The organism is Nonomuraea corallina, from assembly GCF_027620315.1.
Taxonomy (GTDB): Bacteria; Actinomycetota; Actinomycetes; order Streptosporangiales; family Streptosporangiaceae; genus Nonomuraea; species Nonomuraea corallina.
Window position 1 is genome coordinate 16407 of sequence record NZ_JAPNNL010000001.1, and the last position, 25482, is coordinate 41888.

The following is a 25482-nucleotide window of genomic DNA, read 5'->3' on the forward strand; positions in this document are numbered from 1 at the left end:
TGTCACGGGCGGGCGCTATGACACCGGATCTCACCATTGGCGTGGTCGGACCTCATGACCTGGTCGAGCGGGTCATGTTGATGGGGCACGCAGCAGCGCCGCTTCCGTGCCGCCTGGTGGCCGCCGCCTATCGTGACGAGCAGGAGGCGCCCGACAAGGTGACACGGCTGGGGCCCGGCGTGGACGCCTGTCTGTTCGCCAGCCCGGTGCCCTACGACCTGGCCAGGCGTTCCGGCGTGCTGACCATGCCGGCCACCTATGTCCAGGTCGGCGGGGCGGCGATGATGGCGGCGCTGGCCAAGGCGGCGCTCGACCCGCGGTTCGACCCGCAACGGGTCAGCGTGGACGTGGTGAGCCGGGCCGACGTCGAGGAGGCGTACACCGACCTCGGCATCCCCGCGGCGGACGTGCACAGCCGCGACGAGCCGGGCGCGACCGGCACGATCGCCGCCTACCACGAGCGGCTCACCCGCCAGGGCACGACGACGGGGGCGCTGACCTGCCTGCCCGCCGTGGCCGAGCGCCTGCAGGCGGCCGGCGTGCCGGTCATCAGGGTCCGGCCGACGTCGGCGGCCATCCGCACGGCCCTGCACACCGCGGCGCTGCTCGGCGCGCACCACCGGCTGGAGGAGTCACAGCTCACGGTCGTGCTGGTGGAGGTGCCGACGCTGCGCGAGCCGGTGCGGCGGGCGGCGCCCCGCTACTGGCGCGACGAGCTGCGGCTGTCGCTGCACCGGCTGCTCGTCCAGGAGTCGAACCGGATCAGCGCCACGGTCTGGCCGATCGACGACCACAGCTATCTGGTGACCGCCACCAGGGGCTCGATCGCGGCGGCCACCGACGGGTTCAGGGTGCTGCCCTTCGCCGCCAGGATCCGCGACGAGCTGGGGCTGGCGGTCGAGGTGGGCGTGGGCATGGGACGCACCACGCACGACGCCGAGTCGCACGCACGGGCCGCGCTGGCGCGCACGCAGGCCGGCAAGCAGGCCCAGGGGTTCGCGGTGGACCGCGAGGGCCGGGCGCTCATCCCCGCGCCGCGGATGCCGCCGGCGGGCGCGGCCGCGCTCAAGCCGAAGGGCGTGGAGGTGCTGTCGCGGCTGGCGGCCAAGCTGGAGGGCGGCGACACGGTGGTCGACGCCGAGGGCGCGGGGAAGATGCTGGGGGTGACGCCGCGGACGGCGCGGCGGCTGCTGCGCACGCTGGTTGACGAGGGACTCGCGTGGCCGTTGCCGCCTAACCGCACACCGCAGCCGGGCCGCCCGCGCCAGCTGTACCGCCTGATCGTGGAGAAACTGGGGCCCCGCTGAGCACGCCCCCGCGCCCGCGCCACGCGCCCGGGTGGTCGCGGTTCCCCGCCGCGTTCCCCGGGTGGTCGCGGGCCGCCGCCCTCGCCGTCCTCCCCGGGCGGCGTTCGTGGGCGGGGGTTTGGGCTTCGCGGCGGGTCGTACCCCCGGTTGTGGACACGGATTTAGGGACTCTGGGTTGACTTCCGGTGAATTCACGGTTGGCGGCGTCCCGAGACGGGTATGAAGTCCGTCGCCCCCGATCGATGGTATTCGGACGGGGGCGCCAACCGTTTCAGGGCCTCTTCCCGCAGCGCCCGCTCCCCCCGCACCCCCCGCATCTCAACGTCTGATACCGGCGAGCGTTCTGTCGGTCCCGGGCACTATTGTCATGAGTCATGACAGCTGACACGCCTGACAGGCGGGTTTCCGTCCTCGTCTGGGTGGCGCTGGGCATCGTCTACGTGGTCTGGGGCTCCACCTACCTGGGCATCGCCATCGCCATCGAGACCCTGCCGCCCATGCTCAGCGGCGCCCTCCGCTTCCTCACCGCCGCGCTGCTGCTCGGCGCGTTCCTGCTGATCAGGAAGGGCCCCGAGGTCTTCCGGATGACGCGCCGCCAGTTCGTCGGCGCGGCGGTCGTCGGGCTCCTGCTGCTGACCGGCGGCAACGGCATGGTGGCCGTCGCCGAGCAGCACATCTCCACCGGCCTGGCCGCGCTGCTCGTCGCGTCCGTGCCGCTCTGGCTGGTGATGTTCAGGATCGCGGTACGGGACCGGCCCCAGGTTCTCACGCTGGCCGGGGTGCTGGTCGGGTTCGCCGGCGTGGCGGCCGTGTCGCTCAGCGGCGGCGCCGAAGGCAGCGTGACCGGGATCGTGGTCATCCTGATCGCCTCCGCGTCCTGGTCCGTCGGCTCGTTCCTGTCGAGCCGGATCGCGATGCCGGCCGACACGTTCGCCGCCAGCACCGTCGAGATGGCCGTGGGCGGCCTCGGCATGATCGCCGTCGGCGCCGTGTCGGGCGAGAGCTTCGACCCCGCGCTCGTCTCCGGCCGATCGTGGGCCGCGCTCGCGTATCTCATCCTGATCGGCTCGCTCGTCGGCTTCACCGCCTACACCTGGCTCCTGGGCAACGCGCCGATCTCGCTCGTGTCGACGTACGCGTACGTGAACCCGGTCGTGGCGGTGATCCTGGGCGTGCTCGTGCTGCAGGAGCAGGTGACCGTGCAGCTCCTGCTGGGCGGCCTGGTGATCCTGGTGGGCGTCGCCCTGGTCGTGTCGACCGAGCGGAAGCGACGCCCCAAGATCCCCGAGCCCGTCGGGACGGTGACTACGCCTTCCTGAAGTCGGCCGCGGCGGCCAGGAAGGCGTCGTTGGCCTCCGGGTCGCCGATGGAGACCCGGGCGCCCTCGCCCGCGAACGGCCGCACGGCCACGCCCTCCACCGCGCAGGCCGCGGCGAAGTCCATGGTGTCCTCACCGAGCCGCAGCCAGACGAAGTTGGCCTCCGTCGGCGGCACCTCCCAGCCCTGGGCGATCAGCGCCTCGCGGACCCGGGTGCGCTCCTTGACCACCCGCTCGACCCGCTCCAGCAGCTCGTCCTCCGCCGCCAGCGACGCCACCGCGGCCACCTGGGCGAGCTGGTTGACCGCGAATGGGATGATCGTCTTGCGTACGGCGGCGGCCACCGGCTCGTGGCCGACCAGATAGCCGACGCGCAGGCCCGCGAGCCCGTACGCCTTGGAGAACGTGCGCAGCACGCAGACGTTCGGCCGGTCGCGGTAGAGGGTGAGGCCGTCGGGCACCGACTCGTCGCGGACGTACTCGCGGTAGGCCTCGTCCAGCACCACCAGCACGTCGCGCGGCACCCGGTCCAGGAACGCCACCAGCTCCCGCTCGCGGATCGCGGTGCCCGTCGGGTTGTTCGGGTTGCACACGAACACCATGCGGGTCCTGTCGGTGATCGCCTCGGCCATGGCGTCGAGGTCGTGGTCCTCCCCCGCCAGCGGCACCCGTACGGACGTCACGCCGGCCAGGTCGGCGAGGAGAGGGTACGCCTCGAACGACCGCCACGCGTAGACCACCTCGACGCCCGGGTCGCCGACGGTCTCGAACAGCTGCTGCGCCACCGTCACCGAGCCCGCCCCGAGCGCGATGTGCTCCGCCGGCACCCCGAACCGGCCGGCGATCGCCTCGGTCAGCTCGACCGCACCCGGATCGGGGTAGCGGTTGACGAGCCGCGCACCCTCGGCGATGGCCGCCACGACGGACGGCAGCGGCTCGTAGGGCGACTCGTTGGACGACAGCTTGTACGACCGGCCGTCGGAGGTCATGACGGCCTTGCCCGGCCTGTAGGCGGGCATGGTGTCGAGGATCGGGCGGAAACGAGGCATGCCCATACGATAGGCCAGCCCTGCCGGGAACCGTCGCCAGCCCCTGGTCACTCCTTGAGCGAGCGGAGCATCGGAGGGTGCAGGAGCTCGGCCGGGCCGCGGCGGTAGAGCTTGGCGGGGCGGCCGCCGTCGCGGGTCGTGGTGGCGCCGGTCTCGACCAGGAACCCTTCCGCCTTGGTCACCTTGCGGTGGAAGTTGCGCGGGTCGAGGGCGCGGCCCCAGACGAGCTCGTACACCCTCCGCAGGTCCGCCACCGTGAACTCCGGCGGGCAGAAGGCGGCGCCCAGCGGGGTGTACTCCAGCTTGGCCCTGGCCCGCTCGACCCCGTCGAGCATGATGCGGCGGTGGTCGAAGGCCATGACGGCGAGGGATCCGACGGGCTGCCAGCTCATGTGGGCCTTCTCCGAGGCGGGCAGGTCGGGGGCCAGGCCGAGGTAGGCGACGCTGAGCACGCGCTGGCGCGGGTCGCGGTCGGGGTAGCCGTAGGTCTGGAGCTGCTCCAGGTGGACGGGCGCGCCGGGGAGTCCGGCGCGCTCGGCCAGGATGCGCTGGGCGGCCGCGGGCAGGTCCTCGTCGAGCTGGATGAACCCGCCCGACAGCGACCAGCGGCGCAGGAAGGGCGGGTTGTCGCGGCGCCACACCAGCGCGCTGAGCGCCCCGTTACGGACCGTGAGCACGACCAGGTCGACGCTGACCGGAATGCGCGGGACCATGCAGGCACGTTACACGCTGCCACACCACTGGTGGCGGGACAGGCGAGTCCGGGTCGCGTCGACCACCTGCGATCCGCTGACCGGCGGGACCTCGATGTCATGATCGAGAAAGGCCGGCCGGAGCCACCGCGCCGGCGAACGCGGCCATCGCGAACGCCAGAGCAACGGGGATCGCGAGGGCGGAAGGCAGGCCGGTCGCCGTCGCGACCGCACCGATCAGGACGGGACCGCTGAGATTGCCGACAGAGCTCAGGGCGCTGACCTTCGCGATGTTCCGCCCCGAACGTGCCGCTTGCGCGTTGCCCGCCGCGGTTATGACCTGGGGTACGAGACACGACAGCCCGGCACCGGCCGCGGCGATGCCGACGAGGGCGCCGGCCGGATGCGCGCTGACAAGGCCCAGACCCAGACCGGCGGCCGCCAGCAGACCACTGCCGCGGACCAGCCGCACGGGACCGTATCGCGCGGCCATGCGGTCACCGACCACGCGTCCCGCCGCGATGAAGACGGAGAACACCGCGAAGCCGCTCGCCGCGAAGCCCGCGGATGTGCCCAGGCTGTCCTGAAGGTAGACCCCGCTCCAGTCGGCGATCGCCCCCTCGGCCAAGGACCCGCACAGAGCGAGCAGGCCGAGCAGCGTCGTGGACCTGGAAAGTCTGGAAGGCGGCCCATGCGTGCGAGAGGTTCCCTCGTCAGCGGCCGGTGCACCGGGATCACCTATCGGGCCACGGGCGATCCCCGTGATCCCGGCGACGCAGACGGCGGCCAGGACGAAGGTCAGGCCGGGTGGCGCGCCCAAGCCTGCGCATATGCCGCCGAACGCCGCCCCGACGCCGCCACCAATGCTGTACGCGGCGTGAAAGGAGGCCATGATCGGGCGACCGTAGTCTCGCTCCACGTGCACCGCGGCGGCGTTGATCGCGATGTTGAGCACGCACAGCGACGCGCCGAACAGGAGGAGCACGGCGCAGAGAGCGGGGAGGCCGGGCGCCCATCCCGGCGGGATCAGGAGGGTGCCCGCGGCCATGACACCGATGCGCATGAGGCGTCCGCTGCCGAATCGGTCCACCAGAGCGCCGGCGAACACCATCATCGTGATGCTTCCCACCGGGATGGCGAACAGTGCGGCGCCCAGGGCCGCGTCATTCAGCGCCAGCTGATCTTTGATGGCCGGGATGCGCGCCAGCCATACGCCGCTCGTCGCCCCCATGAGCACGAAGTGCGTGAGAACGCGAATCCTGGCCATGCGCAGACGAGGATCGGGAACGTCTCGCTGCTCGCCAAGCATACGTCCTGCCTATCACGTCTCGACGCGCACCTGATTGCGGGCGAAGACGATTATGGCGGCCGACATACGCGCACGGAAGATAACTGTCAAGACGGATGAACGAGCCTTCTTGACGATTCGCCTTGAGCCTCCACAATCAGGCTACGAAGACAAAGGGGGCATGGTGGGCAATCAGATATTCACCCTCCTCGGGGTCGCATTGGGCGCGGGCACCTCGTTCCTGGTCTCTTCGCTGAACGAACGGATGCGATACCGGCGCGAGCTGAGGATTCGCTGGGACACGCACAAGTTCGAGGCGTACGGCGAATATCTGATGGCAGTCGTCGGCATGGCCCGCATCGCCGGCCAGATAGTCGGCCTGCGCGGACTGGACGACGCGGCGGCCAAGATCGCCGATGAACGGCAGGCGCTGTCGGCCCTGGACGAGGCCGAAGGCCGCCGGACAACGGCCTACGAGCGCGTCTACCTGCTGGGCGAGCAGCACTGCGTCGAGGCCGCGAATCAGCTCAACCGCAGCATCTGGAAAATGGAATGGATCGCCCGGAAGGCGCCCGGGAACGGGGATGCGACGCCGGAAAAATGGCAGGATTGCCTGGACGATTACCGGAGAGCGCTCAACTCCTTCCACCAGCAGGCCCGAAATGGCCTGCAGGTGTCCGGCGGGTCATTGACGGAGCGCGTCATCGCCAAGCCGATAGAGCGTTGATCATCCCGCCGATTCGCGGCGCCCTGTCACGATGCCGGAGCGCACACCTCTCACGGAGAACAAGATGGGAATTAAATTCATATTCTTCATGATGGTGGAGCTGCCCAGCATGATCGCGATGACGATCCACAAGGCGATCGGTTCCATCGGCGGGCAATCCGTGGAGCCGCTCCCCATCTGGGTATACCGGCTCCTGGGCCTGACGGGACTCGTGGTGGCGTTCTTCCTCTTCGCGATCGTCTTCTCGATCGTCGCTTGAGGGTGCGACGCACTGAGGATCAGGTCTCGACGCGGACGTGCAGGGGTTCGGTGGTCGACTGGCCGGAGGGGAGCTTGACGCTGATGCGGACCCACTCCCCGTCGGGCACCTTGCCCCAGTCGAAGGGCACCCAGGCCGTCTGCATGTGCTCGGGCAGCTCGTCCAGGGGGTCCTCGTCCAGCCAGCCCGCCTCGGAGACGACCAGGTCGGTCGTGCCGCCCGACCAGGTGACGGTGACGGTGCCGTCCTTGAGGTTGTAGCCGCGCACCTCGACCCCGTCCTCGGGGGCGCGGGCGCGGCGGATGGCGTCGACCGCGATCGGCCGCTGCCAGTCGCGCATGATCTCCGACTCCACCGACGGCGAGCCGCAGGTCATGAAGTCGCTCCACATGTACGAGACGATCTTCTGGACGTACCGGCCCGCCATGGCGACCGCCTGGTCGAGCCGCTTCTTGTCGGTCTTGCCGCGGGTCCCGTGGGTCGCGCAGGGCTCGTCGCCCGACGGCTCGAAGGCTTCGACGTTGGCCCAGAGCTGCACGTCGCGGCCGCCTTCGATCATCTCCTCGCGCGCCTCCGCCATCTCGCGGTAGTAGTCGCGGGTGGAGCCGTGGTAGGCGGTCCCGTAGGTGCTCTCGCCGACGACGGGGCGCAGCCGCTCGTCCACCTCCTCGCCGCGCTCGTCGGGCCAGTAGAGGCCGACCTTGCCGGTGCCGCGGCTGTCCTGCGGGGCGATGATGCCGACGCCGGTGCGCGCCAGCGCCTTGAACCCCTCGGCGACCTGCGCGGGGGTCTGGCCGAAGGGGACGCGCTTGCGGGCGTCGAGGTAGGGGCTGATCAGGATGGGCTTGCCGGGCAGTTCCTGGGCGACGATGCGGTGCTGGTCGGCGTACACCTCAAGGGTGGGGTTGCCGGCCAGGGTGTCGGACATCTGCACCTCGAACGGCTGGTAGACGCCGCCGAGCGACTGCCGGTCGGCGAAGCGCGCGCCGTAGTCCTGCAGGATGCGGCGGGTGACCGTGGTGAGCGTGCCGATGTGCTTGCGGTTGGCCCTGATCGGGGTGTCGGGGTCGCGCGGCGCCAGCGGCAGCGCGGGGAAGACCTGCACGCCGAACTGGTCGCCGAGGTCGAGCAGCTTGGTCAGGCTGTCCTCGGGTGAGCCGGCGATGAGGATCAGGTCGTACGTGGCGCCCTTGGAGAAGTCGCAGGTCGGGTCGTCGGAGCCGTCCGGCGGGGCGATGAGGCGGAAGTAGGTGCGCTTGCCGCCGTCGATCCTGCGTTCCATGGGCTGACACCGGAACAGGCCGTCGCCGAACGACTCGTCGGTGCGGTAGACGTACACGCGCCCGATGCGGTTGTCGGGGTGCGCCTCCTTCAGGTCGCGCTCGGCGGACTCGTGGCAGGTGACCCCGTCCTCCTCGCACGCCTCGTAGAGGGAGTCGACCTCACCGTCGCGGGTCTTGACGCGCCCCTTGCCGTCGACCGTGCGGTACTGCAGGCCGTAGCCGATCCTGATGACGGTGTCGCCGCCGACGCGGTGGATCTGCTGGAGCTGGCCGCGCCAGGTGCACGGGTTGGACGTGGGGGTGATCCAGTAGCCCGTGACGGCGTACGGGGCCTTCTCCTGGGTCTCGAACGTTCCACAGGGGTCGGTGAACTCGCTCACCATCGGCGTCGGCTGCGTCCGGGTCGGAGTCGGGGTCGGGGTGGGCCTGGCCCGTTCGCTGGTGTTGACGGGTTCGGCGTCGTCGATGGGCAGGACGACGACCACGGCCGCGACGGCGGCCAGGACCGCCGCGCCCAGGAGGACGAGGAGCCAGCGCATGTTCAGGAGCCCACCGCTCTACCGCTTCACCCCGGCCCAGGCTTCGAGCTGGGCGACGAATCGCTTGGCCGAATTGGGCCAGTGGTGGTTGGCGCGGGCGGCGGCGTAGCCGCGGGCGCCCTGGGCGCGTCGTTCGCGTACCTCGTCCCTGAGGGTCAGCACGGCCTGCGCCACCGCCTTCGGGTCCTGCCACGGCACCACGACGCCGCTCTCGTAGCGTTCGACCAGCTCGACGGCGCGGGGGGACGGGGTGGTGATGACGGGGATGCCGTGCGCCATGTACTCGATGATCTTGGTGGGCATGGAGTGGCGGTAGTTCGGCTCGTCGTGCAGCAGCGACAGCCCGGCCAGCGCGCCGTCGAGCCGTTTGAGCGCCTCGTCGTTCGGCATGAAGTCGCGCCACTCCAGCAGGCCCTCGGCGACGGCCTGGTTGAGCAGCGGCCGGCTCTGCGGGTCGGCGTAGCCGATCAGCTCGACGGCCACCCGGTAGGGCTGGAGCAGCCGCGCCACCTCGATCGCCTCCAGCACGCCCCTGGCCCTGGACAGCCAGCCCAGGTAGACGACCCTGTCGTCGCCCGGGGGCGTCACCGAGTCGGGCACCCACGTCTCGTTGGGCACGATGAGGTGGGCGTGCTTGAACCGGCCCGCGTACGCGGTCTCGGCCAGCAGCAGGTGGAGGTTGCTCTCGGCGGTGCTCTCCAGCATCCGGGCGAGGAACCGTACGGGCGGGCGCAGCAGGGACGGCAGCCACGGCTTGAGCGAGAGCGTGGCCGGGGTGTCCTCGTGCACATCCCACACCACCGGCGGCCGGTTGCGCACCCCCCACACCGCGAACAGCAGCTCGGGGTCGTGGATGAGGACCAGGTCGACCTGCCGGCGCATGCGCTTGAACAGCCGGCGCGCGGCCCAGACGGCGGAGATCCGTTTACGCTGCACGGCCCTGGGCAGATCGACGCCCGTCACCCAGGGACGCGGGACGACCCCGTGCCCGGTGTAGGAGGCGGCGTACGTGACCTCATGACCGGCATCCACGAGGGCGCGGATCTGCCGGTGCAGGATCCTCGCGTCCTCGGGGTTATGCACCACCGTCATGACGAGCACGTGCACGCGCGTTGCCTCCGGTCGCTACAGCCGCTCGACGCGTTCACCCTCGGTGAGCACACCGCGGGTGTCGAGCACGAGCCTGGCCTTGGCCTCGACCATCCCCAGGTCGAACGCGGCGTGCTGTTGCAGCAGCACCGTCACGTCGGCGGCGGCGACGGCCTCGGCCAGATCTTCCTCACGCCGCACGGGCGTGCCATCCACTGACCACTCCTTGACATGGGGGTCCGCGAACGAGAGATCGGCGCCCAGCTCCAGCAGCGCGCGCGCCACGGGCAGGGCCGGGGTCTCGCGTTCGTCGGCGATGTCCGGTTTGTAGGTGACGCCGAGCATAACGACTCTGGCGCCGTTCACCGCCTTTTTCTCTCTGTTGAGCAGACGTTGCACCCGGGCCACCACGTAGGACGGCATCCGCTCGTTGATCTCCTGGGCCAGCTCCACGAACCTGAACGGGTAGCCGAGCTTGCGCACGGTGTAGGACAGGTACGAGGGATCGACCGGGATGCAGTGGCCGCCGACGCCGGGTCCCGGCAGGAACTTGTGGAACCCGAACGGCTTGGTGGCGGCCGCCTCGATGGCCTCCCACAGGTCGATGCCGAGCTCGTCGCAGAAGATGGCCATCTCGTTGACCAGCGCGATGTTGACGTGCCGGTAGGTGTTCTCCAGCAGCTTGGCCATCTCCGCCTCGCGGGTGCTGCTGACCGGGACGACCTGCTCGATGAAGCGGCCGTAGAAGGCGGTGGCCCGGTCGCGGCAGGTGGGCGTGTAGCCGCCGACGACCTTGGGGGTGTTGCGCAGGCCGTACTTGGGGTTGCCGGGGTCGATGCGCTCGGGCGAGAAGGCCAGGTGGAACGCGTCGCCGGCGGTGAGCCCCGAGGTTTCGAGCAGCGGCCGGACCAGTTCGTCGGTGGTGCCGGGCCAGGTTGTGGACTCCAGCACGACGAGCGTGCCCTCGCGCAGGTTGCGGGCCACGGCCTTGCTGGCGCTCTCCACCGCGGACAGGTCCGGCCGGTGGTCCTCGTCCAGGGGCGTGGGCACGCAGATGACGATCGTGCTGCTCTCGGCCAGGATCGCCTCGTCGAGCGTGGCGCTGAACCCGTTGGCCAGCATGTGCTCGAGGTCGGCGTCGGTCAGGTCATCGATGTAGGACTGCCCGGCCTTCAGGGCGTCGACCTTCCGGGGGTCGACGTCGAGGCCCACGACCTTCAGCCCGGCGGCCACCGCCTCCTTGGCGAGGGGCATGCCGACGTAGCCGAGACCGATGACAGCCAAGTCGATTTCTGTCACAGCGGTGCCTTTGGGAGCCGGAAACAACACTTCATGGTCGCAAAGGTTATCTCAAGTCCACCTAGCTCACGCCTAATGCGAAGGAACCCGTCAGAACAGACAGCCCAAGCGAAGGTCATCGTTCGGCAAGGGTCCGGTACAGAGCTTGGTAGGTCTCGGCCACGCGGCTCCAGGTCCGCTTGGCGGCGACCTCGGCGCGGCCGGCCTCGCCCATCGCGGCCCGCCTGGCGGGGTCCTGCGCGAGCCCGTCGAGCGCCTTGGCCAGCTCGGCCGGATCCCCCGGCGGCACCAGCAGGCCGGCGCCGTCGGTGCCGACCAGCTCCGACAGGGCCGGCAGGTCGCTCAGCACGACCGGTTTGCCCAGCGCCATCGCCTCCACGGGCTTGAGCGGCGTGACGAGCCTGGTCACCCGCAGGTCCTCGCGGGGGCAGACGAAGATGTCGATGGCGTCCTGGGCCTGCAGGGCCTCCTCGGGCCCGACCCTGCCGGGCAGGATCGCGCTCGACAGCCCCAGCTCGGCGACCAGCTCCAGCAGGGCGTCGCGCTCGGTGCCGTCGCCGACGATGAGCACCCGCACCGGCCTGCCCTCGTCGCGCAGCAGCGCCGCGGCCCGCAGCAGGGTGGCGAAGCCCTCGTAGGCCACGATGCTGGACACCGAGCCGACCACGATCTCGCGCTCCTCGATGCCCATGGCCCGGCGGAACGAGGCGCCGTCGTAGTGGGCGGTGAGCAGCGAGTCGTCGACGGCGTTGGGCGCGAGGTGGATCCGCTCGCGCGGGACGCCCCGCTCGACGATCTCGGTGGCCATGGTCTCGGCCAGCGTGACGACCGCGTCGGCCTCGCGCATCAGGAACGCCTCGCGCTCGCGCTGCAGCACGTGGCGCTGGCTGCCCACCCGCTTGGGGTCGCGGGAGGCCCAGGTCTCCTCCAGGAACCCGCGTACCTCGTACACGAACGGGGTGCCGGTGCGCTCGCGCACGGCGTGCGCGACCGAGCCGTTGCGGTGGTCGGTGGCGGCGTGCAGGATCTGCGGGCGCAGCTCGGCGACGAGCCGGGTGACCGCGTCGGCGCCCTTGACCATGCGGCCGTGCATCTCGAACGGCACCTCGCCGCGCCCGTCGGGCAGCAGGCGGTAGTAGGGGATGCCGTCCAGCTCCTCGTACGGGGGCGCGTCCGCGTGACCCTGGAGCATGGGGTAGCCCCAGCTCGTGACCACGTGCGGGTCGAGCCCCGCGGCCTTCTGCGCGGTGACGATGCGGTGGGTCCTGACCGTGTAGCCGGCCTGGGTGTACGGGAGCGAGTTCGTGATGAGATGGAGCACGCGCCCGGCGACCCGGTCCAGGACGGCCACCTTGGCGCCGGGCGGGATCGGGTCGGGGCTGATCGCGGCCAGCTCGCCGCGGTAGTAGGCGGCCCGGCGCTTGACGAACGGGTATTTGGTGAAGGGCTCCAGCACGTCGGCGGCCATGCTGACCCGGCCGGAGTCCCAGTGCTCCTTGGCCTCGTTCCACGGCGCCCTGATCATGCGCATGCCGAGCTTGCGCACGACGTGGCGGGCGCGGCGGGCGGCGGGCCAGGCGACCTTGCCGATGACCGGGCGCAGCCGCGGCGGCATGGCGTCGGCGGCGGCCTGGGCGACCCGGACCGGGTCGGCCCTGACCTTGGTCACGACCACGCGGGAGACGATGATCGGATGCTGGATGAAGCCCTTCAGAAGTCCACCGACGCCGGCACGGGCGGACTTCGCGGACACCCCAGCGGAACGTGGAGAGGAGTCTCGGGGACTGGCGTCGGATGCCACGCGGTGACCGTACCATAGGCAACGTTTTTTCCCTTCCGCTATGAAAGGCGAGGTCAATGAGGGAGAACCCCCTGGTCCTGCACGTTCTGGGCGCGCGTCCCAATTTCGTGAAAGCGGCCCCGGTGGTGCGTGCACTCGGCGAGCTCGGCGTGCGGCAGGGCATCATCCACACGGGCCAGCACTACGACACGCTGATGTCCGACGTGTTCTTCGCCGACCTCGGCCTGCCCGACCCGGTGGCGAACCTGGGGGTGGGCTCGGGCAGTCACGCCAAGCAGACGGCGACCCTGCTCGTGGGCCTGGAGGAGACCTTCCAGGAGCACCACCCCGACCTGGTGGTCGTCTACGGCGACGTGAACTCGACGCTGGCCGCGATCCTCGTCTGCGCCAAGCTCGGCATCAGGACCGCGCACGTCGAGGCGGGGCTGCGCTCGTTCGACCGGAGCATGCCGGAAGAGGTCAACCGGATCGTCACCGACGCGCTCTCCGACCTGCTCTTCGCCACCTCCCCCGACGCGCTGTCCCACCTGGCGGCCGAGGGCGTGCCCGCCTCGAAGGTGCACCTGGTGGGCAACCCGATGATCGACAGCCTGTTCTCGGCGCTGCCGTCGCTCGACCCGGCCCCGGTGGTCGCCCGGCTGGGCCTGCCGGAGCGGTACGCGGTCGCGACGCTGCACCGCCCGGCCAACGTCGACACCCCGGAGGCCGCCCGGGAGCTGGTCTCGGCGGTGCTCGGCGTGGCCGCGCACCTGCCGGTCGTGGTGCCGGTCCACCCGCGTGGCCGCACCCGCCTGGCCGAGGCCGGGCTCGTGGACGGCCCGTCGGTGCGCGTGGTCGACCCGCTGGGCTATGTGGACTTCCTCTCACTCGTCCGGGGCGCCGCGCTGGTCGTCACCGACTCCGGCGGCGTGCAGGAGGAGACGACCATGCTGGGCGTGCCCTGCCTGACCGTGCGCCCCAACACCGAGCGCCCGATCACGATCACGCACGGCACGAACCGGCTGGTCACCCCCGCCCTGCTGCCGGCGGCCGCGGAGAAGGCGCTGGCCGACGGCGCGGTCACGCCGTCGGGCGAGCTGCCTCCGCTGTGGGACGGCGCCGCGGGGCCGCGCATCGCCCGGGTGATCTCCGCGTGGCTGAAGGGGGACAACCTCTCGCCCGCGGCCCAGGGGACCCGTTCCGAGTAATCCCCAGATTCGGTACGGATCTCGCCGTACTATGACATACCTCCGCACCAGCGATAGGCGATAGTCATGGCCGAAACCCCTGAAGAGCCCGCGTTCCAGCGCCTGGGACCGGTGAACTGGCTGCCCGAGGAGCGCAAGGTCGTCGAGCGCTACGAGGCGGAGGTCCGGGAGCTGCGCCGCCGGCTGGAGATCGCGGAGGCCAAGGCCGCCTACGCCACCTGGAAGCTGGAGGCGACCCAGGCCAAGCGGACCTTCAAGCTCGGCGAAGCCATCGGCTCGAAGAGCCCCGGCAAGGTGCTGGAGGCCGTCCGCTCCAGGCAGCGCGCGCCCAAGCCGCCCGTCCCGGTCAGCGAGGCCGTCGAGCTGGCCGGCAAGCGTCCGCCCGAGGTCAAGGTGCCCGCGGTCAAGTGGCCGGCCGGCCCGGTGAACCGCCCGGACCTGAAGGTCGCGGTGATCCTGGACGACTTCTCCAGGATGGCCTTCCGCTATGAGTGGGACCAGATCGAGTTCGGGCTCAAGGACTGGCCGGAGATCTTCGCCGAGAAGCGGCCCGACCTGCTGTTCTGCGAGTCGGCCTGGCACGGCAACCAGGGCCGCTGGCGCTACCAGATGACCGGCACCAACGCGCCCAAGGAGCCGCTGCGCGAGCTGGTCGCCTGGTGCCGGCAGGAGGGCATCCCGACGGTCTTCTGGAACAAGGAGGACCCGCCGAACTTCGACTTCTTCATCGACACGGCCAAGCTGTTCGACTACGTGTTCACGTGCGACGGCGACATGCTGCCGAAATATCGCGAAATTTTGGGACATGATCGGGTGGACGTGCTCCAGTTCGCCGCCCAGCCGCGCGTGCACAACCCGGTCCAGCAGCGCGAGGGCCGGCTGCACGACGTGGTCTTCGCCGGCATGTACTTCCGCGACAAGCACCCCGAGCGGCGCGAGCAGATGGAGACGGTGCTCGACCCGGTGCGCGAGCTCGGCCTGCACATCTTCGCCCGCAACGGCGAGGTGGACGAGAAGTACGCCTGGCCGGAGAAGTACCGCCCGCACATCGTGGGCGAGCTGCCCTACGACCAGATGCTCGCCGCGTACCGGATGTACAAGGTCTTCCTGAACGTCAACTCGGTGCTCGACTCGCCGACCATGTGCGCGCGCCGCGTGTTCGAGCTGTCGGCCTGCGCGACCCCGGTGGTGACGGGCTGGTCGCGGGCCGTCGAGGAGACCTTCGGCGAGCTGATCCCGATCGCCCGCGAACCCATCGAGTCGTACAACCAGGTGCTGCACCTGATCAACAGCCCCGAGCTGCGCGCCCGGATGGGTCACCTGGCGATGCGCGAGGTGTTCGACAAGCACCTGTTCACCCACCGGGTGGACCAGGTACTCCAGCTGCTCGGCCGGCCGGCGACGCCGCGGTCGCGGTCGATCTCGGTGGTGCTGCCGACCAACCGCGCCTCCCAGATCGAGCACGCGATCTCGTCGGTGGCCAAGCAGATCCACCGGCCGCTCCAGCTCGTCATGGTGCTGCACGGCCTCGACATCGACCCGGTCGTGGTGGCCGACAAGGCCCGCATGGCGGGCGTCACGGACGTGACCGTGCTCCCGGCCGACCCGGGGCTGTCCCTGGGCGCCTGCATGAACCTGGGCATCGAGGCCGCTGAGGGCGAGCTGATCGCCAAGATGGACGACGACAACCTCTACGGCGAGCACTACCTGTCGGACCTGGTGCGGGCCTTCGACTACACCGAGGCGGAGCTCGTCGGCAAGGGCGCACACTACGCGTACTTCGAGGGCTCCAACACCACCATGCTCCGCCTGCCGGGCCTGGAGCACCGCTACTCGTTCCTGGTGCAGGGCGGGACGTTCCTCGGCACGGCGGACATGTTCCGCTCCTACCGCTTCCCCGACCTGACCCGGGGCGAGGACACCCACCTGGTCCGCCGCCTCAAGGAGGACGGGGTCAAGATCTACTCGGCGGACCGGTTCAACTTCGTCTACTGGCGCAGCGCCGACGCCGCCATGCACACCTGGCAGGCCGACCACATCAAGCTGACCAGGAACGCCCAGTTCTCCTTCGTCGGCCGCCCCGACGACCACGTGCTGATCTAGGCGCTGAACGGGTCGACGTGCCACGGCGTGTTGCGCACGCCGTGCCGTGCGTGCCCGTGCCTATGGTGGCCGGATGAGTGACGACTCCGGCCTGGTGACGATCACCGGTCACCAGGACTTCGGCAAGACGGTGGACGACGTGTGCGCGGCGGTGGCCGCGATGGGATATCACGTGTTCGCGCAGGTGGACCACACGGACAACGCGGTGCGGGCGGGCAGGGAGCTGCCGCCGACCACTCTGGTGCTCTTCGGCGAGCCCACCGTCGGGACCGACCTGATCGCCGAACGCCGCACCGAGGCCATCGACCTGCCGTCCAAGATCCTGGTGTGGCAGGACGCGGACGCCGTGCGGCTGACGTACAACACGGCGGACTGGCTGGTGCGCCGCCACGGTGTGGAGCGGGAGGGGGCCGCCGCCGCGCAGGTCCTGGAGGAGACGACCGAGAAGATCTGCCGGCAGGCGGCCTCCGCGCGACCGTAGGGAGGCTCGCCCGCCGGCTGGATCTTCGCGGTTCAGACGGCGGCCTTGGAGAGGTTCTGGTCGGCGAGCCGGCTGAGCTCCAGCAGACCGGCGCGCTTCACCTCCTGGCCGACGACCATGAGGCTCATGACGAAGCCGCCGCGCCTGATCGTGACCGTCCCGATCTGGGCCTGCCGTTCGCCGCCGGAGGCGGTGGTGAGGTAGGCGCGCGACTCGTCGCCCTGACGCGGCAGGGCCAGGTCGCGGGTACGGTAGACGACCTCCATGCCGCGTACCTGGGCGCTGTAGGCGTCGCACTGGTCGGGCAGCGGGCCGGGGAAGGCCTCAGGGGGGAGGGCCATCACGGACTGGGTGATCACGCCCCGGGCCGAGGTGAACTTGACCACGGCCGCCGGGGCTTTGGCGATCTCCGGCCGGGCGGCGTCGAGCTGGGTGGCGCCGGCGCACTCGGGGTGCTCCAGCTTGGACTCGCGGATGGCGTCCAGGCTCTGCTTGGTGAACCGGAGCGTTCCGTAGGTGCCGATCTCGGGGCCGTACGCGACCTCCATGCCCTTGGGCACCGGGAGGAGCGCGGAGCGGAGCTTGGCCGCCTCGGCGGGCGCGGGCTGTGACGGCTGGGCGGACGCGGCGGGCGCCTGCGGGGCGGTCTTCTCGGAAGCGCAGCCCGCTATGACCGTCATGCTGAGAAAAGCCGCGGAAAATGCCTTTAGCATGAATTCTCCATTTCACTTCTACGGCATCGGGTAGACGTTAAGGGAAACGCGGCTCTCAGACGGCGGCAACGGCGTTATCCATAGGTTCGACAGGTTCGGCGGGAAACCCTCACAACCCCCGCCGAGCAGCGGTTACATCCTGGTACGCGCCCACACGCGAAGGTTAGTCGGCTTTTCTCCCACGGCATTCCCCGTAACAGGGGAGCGCAAAGTCTCGCCCACCCGCCGCGCGCCTCGCACGGCCTTTTCCGGCGAGTACTGATGATCGCCGCATGGGGGACATCGGCCGTTCGGCGGCGGGACGCGAACTGGGCATGCGGCGCGCCATCTCGCGCCGCGACTTCTTCGACGGGGTGGCGGTGACGGCGGGGGTCGCGGCCGTGGGCGTCCCGGAAGCGGCCGGGACCGCCTACGCGGCCGCGTCGGCCCCGGCGCCGGCCGGGTTCCACGGCGGCACCTCCCAGGCGCTCAGCGTGCTCCACGCGCTGCGGGACGGCCGCTTCTGGCAGCACGCGGACCCGCCCGTGCCGACCGGGGAGTCCTACGACCTGGTGGTGGTCGGCGCCGGGCTGAGCGGGGTGAGCGCGGCCCACGAGTGGCTGCGCCGCCACCCGCGCGCGCGGGTGCTGATCCTCGACAACCACGAGGTCGCCGGCGGCCACGCGCAGCGCCCCGGCTCCGGCTGGACGGCGGCGCCCGCGAGCTGGACCCCGGAGTTCGGCGAGCTGCTCGACCGGCTGGGCCTCGCGGCGACCCCGTGCCAGGAGTGCGGCGCCGACGACAGCGTGATGTGCGACCGCGAGACCTTCCCCGTCGAGACCCTGGTGAGCACCGGCGCGCCCGTGGACGGGTGGATCGGCCGGCTGCCCGTCGCCGACGACGCCAGGGCGGATCTGCTCCGCCTGTACGCGGGCGGGCCCGACCCGTTCCCCGGGCTCTCGCCCGAGGACAAGCAGGAGCGCCTGGCCGGGCTCACCTACTCCCGCTACCTGCTGGAGACGCTGGGGGTGCACCCGGACGCGGAGCGGTTCTGCCGGACCATGCCCAGCGCCGCCTGGGGGTACGACGCCCGGGCCCTGGGGGCGGTGGACGCCTGGGGGCTCGGCTATCCCGGCTTCGCCGGGCTCGGCCTGGACGCGGGCAAGCCCTCACCGTTCAACGCGCCCACGGTCGCCAAGGAGTGGGGCACGGCCGGCCGGGTCGCGCACCTGCCGGGCGGGCTGCACGGGCTGCTCCGGGCGATGCTGGACGGGCTGGGACGCAAGGTCCGGCTGCGGCTGTCCAGCCCGGTCGTCTCGGTGCGCAACGACGGCCCGGCCGAGACCGCGGCCTCCGCCACCGTCGGCTACTTCGACGGCCACGAGGTCAGGTCCGTCGGCGCCGGGGCGGTGATCCTGGCCTGCTGGCACGCGGTCGTCCCGCACCTCGTCCCCGACCTGCCCGGCGACCAGCGCGAGGCGCTGCGCGCGGCGGTCAAGACGCCGCTGGTGGAGGCCGTGGTGCGGCTGCGGAGCGGGGACGCCTGGCGGCGGCTCGGCGTCGCCCGCACCCGCTGGACCGGGGCGTACTGGAGCCTGAGCGAGCTGGTGCGCCACTCCGGCGACGGCGTCACGGCGCGCCTGGTGGCCGCGCCCTGCCGGTCGGAGCTGGGCCCGGCCGAAGGATCGGCCGCCGGGCGTCAGGCGCTGCTGCGCACCCCGTACGAGACGCTGGAGTTCTCGGCGCGTGACCAGCTCGCGCGGCTGCTCGGGCCTGCCGGGTTCGATCCCGGCAGGGACGTCGAGGCGGTCGCGGTCTACCGCTGGGGCCATGGGTACTCGCCCGAATACTGCCGTCCCTGGCACGCGTTCCACCCCGACGGGCCGTCACCGGCCGAGACGGCGCGCAGGCGGTTCGGCAGGATCGCCCTGGCCGGGTCGGACTCGGCGCCCGCCGCCAGGGCGGACGCGGCCGTCACCGCCGCCTGCCGGGCCGTGCGGGAACTGGCGGGCTGAGGCGGGCGGTCATACCCGCGCGCCCTTCTTGGGGCTTACATCAGTAATCGCGTTGAACATCCCTGTTGCTCCCACTGCGGTGGATGCTTAATCGGTGCTAGTCTCCTGTGCGATCTTCCGGAGGTGTATTCACACAGAGGTTGTGGAAATGCCCTCGACTCCGAGGTTGGGACATGGGCTCGCAAAACCGGTCAATTCGGTTCAAGATCTTCTTATTGCTGCTGTTACCCCTCCTGTCCTTGAGCGCGCTCTGGGGCTTCGTGCTCAACCTCACCGTGAGCGACGGCTGGTCGTTGCTGCGCGGCGACACCCTCTACCGGACGGTCGGCGTCACCTCCACCGACCTGGGCGTCGAACTCCAGGCCGAGCGGGAGCGCACGCTGATCAAGCTCACCGACGGTAGGCCCAGCGCCGAGCTCGGCGAGCAGCGCGGGCGCACCGACGCCGCGCTCAACGCCTTCCGCGCGGCCATCGCCGAGGCCGACGTCGACCTCGCCGACGGCCTGCGCACCCCGCTGAGCACCCTGCAGGCCGAACTGTCCCGGCTCCCCGCCATCCGCACCGGCGTCGACGGCGGCTTCAGCACCAGGATGCTCGGCCTCAACGAGTACAACCGGGTGCTCGACGCCATGTACCGGTTCTACGACCACCTCGCCCCCGCCCCCGAACTGGCCGTCTACCAGCAGGTCGCCGCGCTGCAGACGATGAGCAACGCGCACGAGTTCCTGCTCAGGGAGCACGCCCTCATCCGCGCCGCCCAGCTCGACGGCCGGATCACCGAGCCCGAGGCGGCCGCGTTCACCGAGTACGCCTCCTCCAGGAAGTTCCTGCACGCGCGCGGTCAGGCGAGCCTCGACGTCGAGCTGCGCCGGCCGTACGAGGAGCTCTTCAAGAGCGAGGCGTTCCTGACCTTCGCCACCATGGAGGCCAGGATCATCAGGAGCGGCGCGCCGCCCCCCGCCGCCACGAGCTGGAACGACGCCACCGGCGAGGTGATCGCCCAGCTCGACGCGATCAGCGCCAGGACGGCCGCCCAGCTGGGCGGCAGGGCCGCCGACGCGGCCACCGCCACCCAGATCCAGATCGGCGTCGCCGGCGGCGTCGGCCTCGTCGCCGTGCTCGCCTCCATCATCATCTCGGTGCGCTTCGGACGCCGGCTCGGCGCCGAGCTGGCCGGGCTGCGCTCGGCCGCCGTCGAGCTGTCCGAGCGGCGCCTGCCCGAGCTGGTCAGGCGGCTCAGCCGGGGCGAGGAGGTCGACGTCGCCGAGGAGGCCAAGCCGATCCAGGTCAGCGGCTCCGCGGAGATCAGCGACGTCGCGGGCGCGTTCGGCGCGGTCCAGGCCACGGCGGTGCGCGCCGCCGTCGGCCAGGCGGCGCTGCGCCGCGGGCTCGGCCAGGTCTTCCTCAACCTCGCCAGGCGCAAGCAGGGCCTGCTGCACCGCCAGCTGTCGGTGCTCGACGGCATGCAGCGGCGCACCCACGACCCGGACCAGCTGGAGGAGCTCTTCCGGCTCGACCACCTCACCACCCGCATGCGACGGCACGCGGAGAGCCTGATCATCCTGTCCGGCTCGGCTCCCGGCCGGGCCTGGCGCAAGCCGGTGCCGGCGATCGACATCGTCCGGGCGGCCATCGCCGAGGTGGAGGACTACACCCGGGTCGACGTGGCCAACATGCCCGGCAGCGCGATCGACGGCCTGGCCGCCGCCGACCTCACCCACCTGATCGCCGAGCTGGTGGAGAACGCCACGATCTACTCGCCGCCCGACACCGCGGTCCAGGTCCGCGGCGACCGCGTCAGCAACGGCTACTCCGTCGAGGTGGAGGACCGCGGGCTCGGGCTGCAGCAGGAGGAGTACGACGCCTACAACCGCATGCTGGCGGACCCTCCGGAGTTCGACCTGGCCGACAGCGACAGGCTCGGCCTGTTCGTCGTCGCCAAGCTGGCGCAGCGGCACTCCATCAAGGTGCTGCTGCGGCGATCACCGTTCGGCGGCACCACCGCCATCGTGTTCGTGCCGGACAAGCTCGTCTCCGACCAGCGGGAACTGCCCCCCGCCGCGGACGACGGGCTGCCATCACTGCCGAGCCGGACCAGAAGGAAGGCCCTGGCGGTCGTGAGCGGCACGCACGCGGGCTTGCCAAGGCGGGTCCGGCAGGCCACATTGTCATCCCAAAAGTCATCCCGACAGTCATCCCGACAGTCATCCCTAGAGTCACCCCGGCTCGATCACGGCCAGCCGTCCGAGCCGGAGCCAGAGCGGAAGAACGAACGCTCTCCCGACGAGGTGCGCAACCTGTTCTCCGCGTTCCAGCGGGGAACCCAGCGCGCCCGAGAAGAAGCTGATGAGGAGGGGGAGGCATGAGCGTGCCGACGACCAACACCGGTGAGCTGAACTGGCTCCTTGACGACCTGACGACCCGGGTGGGCGCCGTCAGGCAGGCGGTCATCCTGTCGACCGACGGCCTGGCCGTCGGCTACTCCAAGGGACTGACCCGCGAGGACGCCGAGCACCTGTCCGCCGTGGCCGCCGGTTTCCAGAGCCTGGCCCGGGGCACCGGCCGCCACTTCGGCGGCGGTGACGTACGCCAGACCATCGTGGAGATGGAATCGGCGTTCCTGTTCGTCACGGCCGCCGGCCAGGGCACGTGCCTGGCCGTGCTCGCCGACGCCAACGTCGACGTGGGCCACATCGCCTACGAGATGGCGATGCTGGTCAAGCGGGTCGGCCAGCACATCACGACCAATCCCCGAGCGATGCCATGAGCGATACCCCGCAGTGGCTGGACGAGGACGCGGGGCCGATCGTGCGGCCCTACGCCCTCATCCGAGGTCGTACGAGGTCGTCGGGGGACAGTCTCGACCTCGTCGCGACCGTCCGCGCCGTGGGGGACGCTCCGGATGACCTCTCCCCCGAGCAGTCGCTCATCCTGAGGGCGGCTCGCGCCCCGATCTCGGTGGCCGACGTGGCCGTCGAGGTCGACCTGCCTGTCGGCGTCGTCCGGGTGCTCCTGGGCGACATGCGTGACCAAGGGCTCATCTCGGTATCGGCCCCCTCCGCGGCCGGATCGCGCCCGAGTGAGGGCATTCTCAAGGAAGTGATCAATGGACTCCGTGCTCTCTGAGGACCCCGTCGCGCTCAAGATCCTCATCGCGGGCGGCTTCGGCGTGGGCAAGACCACCCTGGTGGGATCGATCAGCGAGATCAGGCCGCTGCGCACGGAAGAGGTGCTGTCCGACCGCGGGGTCGGCGTCGACGATCTCGACGGCGTCGAGGCCAAGACCACCACGACCGTGGCGATGGACTTCGGCCGCATCACGATCCGCGAAGGGCTGGTCGTCTACCTGTTCGGCACGCCCGGTCAGGAGCGGTTCTGGTTCATGTGGGACGAGCTGTCCTACGGCGCGCTGGGCGCGGTGGTGATCGCCGACACCCGGCGGCTGACCGACTGCTTCCCCTCGGTCGACTACTTCGAGCAGCGCGGCACGCCGTTCGTGGTGGCGGTCAACTGCTTCGACGGCGCCGACCGGCACAGCGTGGACGACGTGCGCATCGCCCTCGACCTGGACGACGACGTGCCCGTGATGCTGTGCGACGTGCGGCGGCGCACCTCGGCCAAGGAAGTCATGATCACGCTCGTGGAGCACTCGCTCCGCACGCTGACCACGACCGGCTAGAGCGCGCGCAGGCCGTTGATCACTTCACGCAGCAGGCTCTCCGAAGGCGTCGCGGCCTTGGACCGCGGCGCCTTCACCGCCACCAGGCCGTAGTCGAGCAGGTCGCCGAGCAGCACCCTGACCACCGCCACCGGCAGGTCGAGCTCGGCCGCGACCTCGGCGACCGGCCTGGCGTGCTGGACCAGGCAGCCCAGCAGCCGGCGGTGCTGGACGCCCAGCTCCGCCTTCGGCGGCGCCGGCCGGCCGGTGAGCGACACGGTGGCCAGCAGGTCGAGCCCGGTGGACAGCGCCTTGGCAGCGGGCCTGGTGCGTCCGCGGGTCACCGCGTACGGGCGCACGACCGGCCCGGCCTCCTCGTCGACCCACTCGTGCTCGCGGCTCACGATGGCGTCCCCCCGTCCTGGTCACTGTCCTGACGTCCGCGCTGCCAGCCCGACTGGAGCGAGGAGAGCAGCGCCCTGGTCTCCTCCGGCGAGCGTTCCCGCGCCTGCTCCCCGGCGGCCGGCGGGCCGACCTGAGGCGCCTGATCCGGGACGCGCTTGCTGGTCCGCACCCGGCGCGGCAGACCGGAGTCCTGGGCCTGCTCGGGAGCGCGCTTGCTGGTCCGGACCCGGCGCGGCAGCCCGCCGGGTCCGGAGCTGCGGGCGAGCCGGACGTCCGCGGGCGCGCCGCCCTCCGGCGGCGCCTCCCTGCCGGCGGCCGACGCCGCGACGGACTCCAGCTCGGGCGGCTCGGGGGGCCGGATCGCGGGCATCGGCTGGATCAGGTGCGCGGGCACCAGCACGATCACCGTGGTCCCCCCGTACGGCGACGGCTTGAGCGTGACGCTCACCCCGTGCCTGGCCGCCAGCATGCCGACCACCGCGAAGCCGAGCTGCTCGGTCCGCGCCGGGTCGAACTCGGGCGGGCCGGCCAGCCGCCGGTTGACGGCGTCCCTGGCCTCGTCCGTCATGCCCAGCCCGCGGTCCTCGATCTCGACGGCGAAGCCCCTGCCGACCAGATCGCCGCGGACCGACACCTCGCTGCCGGGCGCGGAGAAGGCGGCCGCGTTCTCGATCAGCTCGGCGAACAGGTGCATGAGGTCGGCCACCGCCTCGCCTCCGACGCCGGACTCCGGCATCGGGTAGACGCGCACCCGGGTGTACTCCTCGACCTGGGCGGCGGCCCCGCTCAGCACCTCCTCCACGCCGATCACGCCGCGCCAGCGCCGGCCGACCGTGCCGCCGGACAGCAGCACCAGGCCCTCGGCGTGCCGACGCATCCGGGTGGTCAGGTGGTCGAGCCTGAACAGCCGCTCCAGCGCCTCCGGCTCCTCGGTCTCCCGCTGCATCTCGTCCAGCAGCTTGAGCTGGCGCTGGACCAGCGACTGGCTGCGCCTGGCCAGGTTGCGCAGCGCCTGGGCCACCCCTTCGCGCAGCCGGGCCTGTTCCACGGCGGCGTCGACGGCGGTGGCCCGCACGCTGTCGAACGCGGCCGCCAGGTCGGCCACCTCGCCGGTGGCGCCCGCGTCCACCCGGATCGGGGGCACCTCGGCGGCGGGGTCCACCGGCTCGCCGCGGCGCAGCTTGCCGACCACGCACGGCAGGCGCTCCTCGGCCAGCTCCCCGGCGGAGCCGCGCAGCGCCGCCAGCTCGCGGGAGATCCGCCTGCCGACCCGTACCGAGACCACGACGGAGAGGATGACGGCGACCAGGCCGAGCGCGCCCGCGACGGCGGCGCGCACGATGATGGCCATGCCGGCGGGCTCCATCCGGGCCAGCAGGACGTCACCGGACCGGTAGAGGCCCTGGGTGAAGTCCTCCAGCACCGGTTCGACCGCGCCCCGCCACTGCCGCAGGTCGACCGGCTGGCCGCCGACGTAGGACTGCAGCGCCCGCTCCATGGACCCGTAGGCGCCACTGGCGGCCATGCTCTCGAGCGGGGCGCGCATCTCGGCGTCCAGGTTGGCCAGGGCCTTGGGGAAGAGGTACGTGCGCGCGCCGTCGATGCCGGCCAGCAGGTGGACCTCGGTCATGGTCCAGCCGTCGCCGTCCACGGCGGAGTTGCCCGCGACGATCAGGGCGTGCTCGCGGCTGAGCAGCTCGCGCACCTGCGCGGCCATGATCAGGCCCTGGGCCTGGCGGGCCAGCTCGACGTCGGTGCTGACGGTCATGGCGGAGTAGAGCCGGTCGATGGTGTCCGGGATGGTGGCGTACTCGCTGATCAGGGTGTGCGGGGCGAGCTGCCGGCCGTCGACCTTGCTCCGGATCTCGGGCAGCCGGTCGAGGACCTTGAGTACCTCGGCGAGCCGCGCCTTCATGGCGTCGTCGAGCGAGGCCTGGGTGTCCTCGGCCGTCGCGCCGCGCACCAGCCGCTGCTTGACCTCGTCCACCTTGGCGCGGGCCTCGGCCAGCTTCTTGGCGTCGGTCGAGGTGCCGGCCAGCAGCTCGGCGGAGGCCAGGCGCTCGGCCTGGAGGTTGACCACCAGGAAGTCGGCGTGATCGACGATCCCCGTCCAGAAGGTCTCGACCTTGAGAAGGTTGAGCGCCTCCCGTGTCGTCGTGCTCGCGGCGAACCCCCAGAGCGCGACCAGGGAGACCAGGGGGATGACGAGCAGCGCCGAGATCTTGAATCGGATGGATCTGCCCGATGCCATGACACCTGCTCCCGGATAGAAGATCGCGGGAGAGAATAG

The 25482-nt window shown here is 71.2% G+C and carries 22 protein-coding genes; 12 read left to right on the forward strand and 10 right to left on the reverse strand.

From position 1 onward, the window contains the following. Positions 1-17: 17 nt before the first annotated feature. Both OUY22_RS00085 and OUY22_RS00090 read left to right on the forward strand, forming a co-directional pair. Entirely contained in the window at positions 18-1307 is a 1290-nt protein-coding gene (locus OUY22_RS00085; protein WP_270152472.1) for a GTP cyclohydrolase IIa, read from the forward strand. A gap of 374 nt (positions 1308-1681) precedes the next feature. Next, positions 1682-2626, forward strand: coding sequence for an EamA family transporter (locus OUY22_RS00090; RefSeq protein WP_270152475.1), 945 nt, complete (start codon positions 1682-1684; stop codon positions 2624-2626). On the opposite strand, the gene hisC is transcribed toward OUY22_RS00090, so the two are convergent. From hisC to OUY22_RS00105, 3 genes are all read right to left on the reverse strand, one after another. Further along, on the reverse strand, positions 2613-3674 hold the full coding sequence (hisC, locus tag OUY22_RS00095; RefSeq protein ID WP_270152477.1) for a histidinol-phosphate transaminase: 1062 nt from the start codon (positions 3672-3674) through the stop codon (positions 2613-2615). The two genes, OUY22_RS00090 and hisC, sit on opposite strands and share 14 nt — an antisense overlap. A gap of 47 nt (positions 3675-3721) precedes the next feature. Next, entirely contained in the window at positions 3722-4387 is a 666-nt protein-coding gene (locus OUY22_RS00100; RefSeq protein WP_270152479.1) for an NUDIX hydrolase, read from the reverse strand. Positions 4388-4484: 97 nt separating this feature from the next. Further along, positions 4485-5675, reverse strand: coding sequence for an MFS transporter (locus tag OUY22_RS00105; protein WP_270152481.1), 1191 nt, complete (start codon positions 5673-5675; stop codon positions 4485-4487). 109 nt (positions 5676-5784) lie between these two features. Between OUY22_RS00105 and OUY22_RS00110 the strand changes: the two genes are divergently transcribed. Beyond that, on the forward strand, positions 5785-6381 hold the full coding sequence (locus OUY22_RS00110; RefSeq protein ID WP_270152482.1) for a hypothetical protein: 597 nt from the start codon (positions 5785-5787) through the stop codon (positions 6379-6381). An 88-nt stretch (positions 6382-6469) separates the two neighbouring features. Continuing rightward, a complete protein-coding gene (locus OUY22_RS00115; RefSeq protein ID WP_270152484.1) occupies positions 6470-6640 on the forward strand; it encodes a hypothetical protein in 171 nt (56 codons plus the stop codon). Between the two features lie 19 nt (positions 6641-6659). Here OUY22_RS00115 and OUY22_RS00120 read toward each other — a convergent pair whose 3' ends face one another. The 4 genes from OUY22_RS00120 to OUY22_RS00135 form a co-directional block, all read right to left on the reverse strand. Then, complete coding sequence (locus OUY22_RS00120) at positions 6660-8462, reverse strand: DUF4434 domain-containing protein (protein WP_270152485.1); 1803 nt, start codon at positions 8460-8462, stop codon at positions 6660-6662. An 18-nt stretch (positions 8463-8480) separates the two neighbouring features. Beyond that, positions 8481-9569: a glycosyltransferase gene (locus tag OUY22_RS00125; RefSeq protein WP_270152487.1), complete on the reverse strand. Its 1089-nt coding sequence runs from the start codon at positions 9567-9569 to the stop codon at positions 8481-8483. 18 nt (positions 9570-9587) lie between these two features. Beyond that, on the reverse strand, positions 9588-10835 hold the full coding sequence (locus OUY22_RS00130; RefSeq protein WP_270152489.1) for a nucleotide sugar dehydrogenase: 1248 nt from the start codon (positions 10833-10835) through the stop codon (positions 9588-9590). A 130-nt stretch (positions 10836-10965) separates the two neighbouring features. Continuing rightward, on the reverse strand, positions 10966-12603 hold the full coding sequence (locus OUY22_RS00135; RefSeq protein WP_270152491.1) for a glycosyltransferase family 4 protein: 1638 nt from the start codon (positions 12601-12603) through the stop codon (positions 10966-10968). A 104-nt stretch (positions 12604-12707) separates the two neighbouring features. Between OUY22_RS00135 and wecB the strand changes: the two genes are divergently transcribed. The 3 genes from wecB to OUY22_RS00150 all read left to right on the forward strand — a co-directional run bounded on the left by wecB (position 12708) and on the right by OUY22_RS00150 (position 16422). Further along, a complete protein-coding gene (gene wecB / locus OUY22_RS00140; RefSeq protein WP_270152493.1) occupies positions 12708-13838 on the forward strand; it encodes a non-hydrolyzing UDP-N-acetylglucosamine 2-epimerase in 1131 nt (376 codons plus the stop codon). Positions 13839-13904: 66 nt separating this feature from the next. Next, positions 13905-15941, forward strand: coding sequence for a glycosyltransferase family protein (locus tag OUY22_RS00145; protein WP_270152494.1), 2037 nt, complete (start codon positions 13905-13907; stop codon positions 15939-15941). A gap of 73 nt (positions 15942-16014) precedes the next feature. Then, the gene (locus tag OUY22_RS00150; RefSeq protein ID WP_270152496.1) at positions 16015-16422 is read left to right on the forward strand and encodes a DUF302 domain-containing protein; all 408 of its coding nucleotides are present in this window, start codon (positions 16015-16017) and stop codon (positions 16420-16422) included. 32 nt (positions 16423-16454) lie between these two features. Here the strand turns inward: OUY22_RS00150 and OUY22_RS00155 are convergent, their stop codons facing one another. Beyond that, on the reverse strand, positions 16455-17102 hold the full coding sequence (locus tag OUY22_RS00155) for a hypothetical protein (RefSeq protein WP_270152497.1): 648 nt from the start codon (positions 17100-17102) through the stop codon (positions 16455-16457). A gap of 305 nt (positions 17103-17407) precedes the next feature. Here OUY22_RS00155 and OUY22_RS00160 point away from each other — a divergent pair, with 305 nt between their 5' ends. The 5 genes from OUY22_RS00160 to OUY22_RS00180 all read left to right on the forward strand — a co-directional run bounded on the left by OUY22_RS00160 (position 17408) and on the right by OUY22_RS00180 (position 22808). Further along, positions 17408-19129 (forward strand): NAD(P)-binding protein, encoded by a 1722-nt coding sequence (locus OUY22_RS00160; RefSeq protein ID WP_270152499.1) that lies wholly within the window; start codon positions 17408-17410, stop codon positions 19127-19129. Between the two features lie 215 nt (positions 19130-19344). Beyond that, entirely contained in the window at positions 19345-21495 is a 2151-nt protein-coding gene (locus OUY22_RS00165) for a sensor histidine kinase (RefSeq protein ID WP_270152501.1), read from the forward strand. After that, positions 21492-21896, forward strand: coding sequence for a roadblock/LC7 domain-containing protein (locus OUY22_RS00170; RefSeq protein WP_148036208.1), 405 nt, complete (start codon positions 21492-21494; stop codon positions 21894-21896). Before OUY22_RS00165 ends, OUY22_RS00170 begins: the two co-directional genes overlap by 4 nt. After that, positions 21893-22255 carry a DUF742 domain-containing protein gene (locus OUY22_RS00175; protein ID WP_270152503.1) on the forward strand — a complete coding sequence of 121 codons (363 nt, stop codon included), beginning with the start codon at positions 21893-21895 and terminating at the stop codon, positions 22253-22255. Before OUY22_RS00170 ends, OUY22_RS00175 begins: the two co-directional genes overlap by 4 nt. After that, on the forward strand, positions 22236-22808 hold the full coding sequence (locus tag OUY22_RS00180) for a GTP-binding protein (protein WP_270152505.1): 573 nt from the start codon (positions 22236-22238) through the stop codon (positions 22806-22808). The genes OUY22_RS00175 and OUY22_RS00180 overlap by 20 nt, the downstream gene beginning before the upstream one ends. Here the strand turns inward: OUY22_RS00180 and OUY22_RS00185 are convergent. Together OUY22_RS00185 and OUY22_RS00190 are read right to left on the reverse strand one after the other, a co-directional pair. Beyond that, on the reverse strand, positions 22805-23191 hold the full coding sequence (locus OUY22_RS00185) for a DUF742 domain-containing protein (protein ID WP_270152507.1): 387 nt from the start codon (positions 23189-23191) through the stop codon (positions 22805-22807). The genes OUY22_RS00180 and OUY22_RS00185 overlap by 4 nt on opposite strands. Beyond that, entirely contained in the window at positions 23188-25443 is a 2256-nt protein-coding gene (locus tag OUY22_RS00190; RefSeq protein ID WP_270152508.1) for a sensor histidine kinase, read from the reverse strand. Before OUY22_RS00190 ends, OUY22_RS00185 begins: the two co-directional genes overlap by 4 nt. Between the last annotated feature and the right edge of the window lie 39 nt (positions 25444-25482).

Bases quoted from the DNA above. Each gene is read 5' to 3' on its own strand.
- OUY22_RS00160 (WP_270152499.1), top strand. From the start codon at position 17,408: ATGGGGGACATCGGCCGTTCGGCGGCGGGACGCGAACTGGGCATGCGG.
- hisC (WP_270152477.1), bottom strand. From the start codon at position 3,674: ATGCCTCGTTTCCGCCCGATCCTCGACACCATGCCCGCCTACAGGCCG.
- OUY22_RS00170 (WP_148036208.1), top strand. From the start codon at position 21,492: ATGAGCGTGCCGACGACCAACACCGGTGAGCTGAACTGGCTCCTTGAC.
- OUY22_RS00120 (WP_270152485.1), bottom strand. From the start codon at position 8,462: ATGCGCTGGCTCCTCGTCCTCCTGGGCGCGGCGGTCCTGGCCGCCGTC.
- OUY22_RS00105 (WP_270152481.1), bottom strand. From the start codon at position 5,675: ATGCTTGGCGAGCAGCGAGACGTTCCCGATCCTCGTCTGCGCATGGCC.
- OUY22_RS00175 (WP_270152503.1), top strand. From the start codon at position 21,893: ATGAGCGATACCCCGCAGTGGCTGGACGAGGACGCGGGGCCGATCGTG.
- OUY22_RS00145 (WP_270152494.1), top strand. From the start codon at position 13,905: ATGGCCGAAACCCCTGAAGAGCCCGCGTTCCAGCGCCTGGGACCGGTG.
- OUY22_RS00115 (WP_270152484.1), top strand. From the start codon at position 6,470: ATGATGGTGGAGCTGCCCAGCATGATCGCGATGACGATCCACAAGGCG.
- OUY22_RS00180 (WP_270152505.1), top strand. From the start codon at position 22,236: ATGGACTCCGTGCTCTCTGAGGACCCCGTCGCGCTCAAGATCCTCATC.
- OUY22_RS00190 (WP_270152508.1), bottom strand. From the start codon at position 25,443: ATGGCATCGGGCAGATCCATCCGATTCAAGATCTCGGCGCTGCTCGTC.
- OUY22_RS00100 (WP_270152479.1), bottom strand. From the start codon at position 4,387: ATGGTCCCGCGCATTCCGGTCAGCGTCGACCTGGTCGTGCTCACGGTC.
- OUY22_RS00090 (WP_270152475.1), top strand. From the start codon at position 1,682: ATGACAGCTGACACGCCTGACAGGCGGGTTTCCGTCCTCGTCTGGGTG.
- OUY22_RS00150 (WP_270152496.1), top strand. From the start codon at position 16,015: ATGAGTGACGACTCCGGCCTGGTGACGATCACCGGTCACCAGGACTTC.
- OUY22_RS00155 (WP_270152497.1), bottom strand. From the start codon at position 17,102: ATGACGGTCATAGCGGGCTGCGCTTCCGAGAAGACCGCCCCGCAGGCG.
- OUY22_RS00085 (WP_270152472.1), top strand. From the start codon at position 18: ATGACACCGGATCTCACCATTGGCGTGGTCGGACCTCATGACCTGGTC.
- wecB (WP_270152493.1), top strand. From the start codon at position 12,708: ATGAGGGAGAACCCCCTGGTCCTGCACGTTCTGGGCGCGCGTCCCAAT.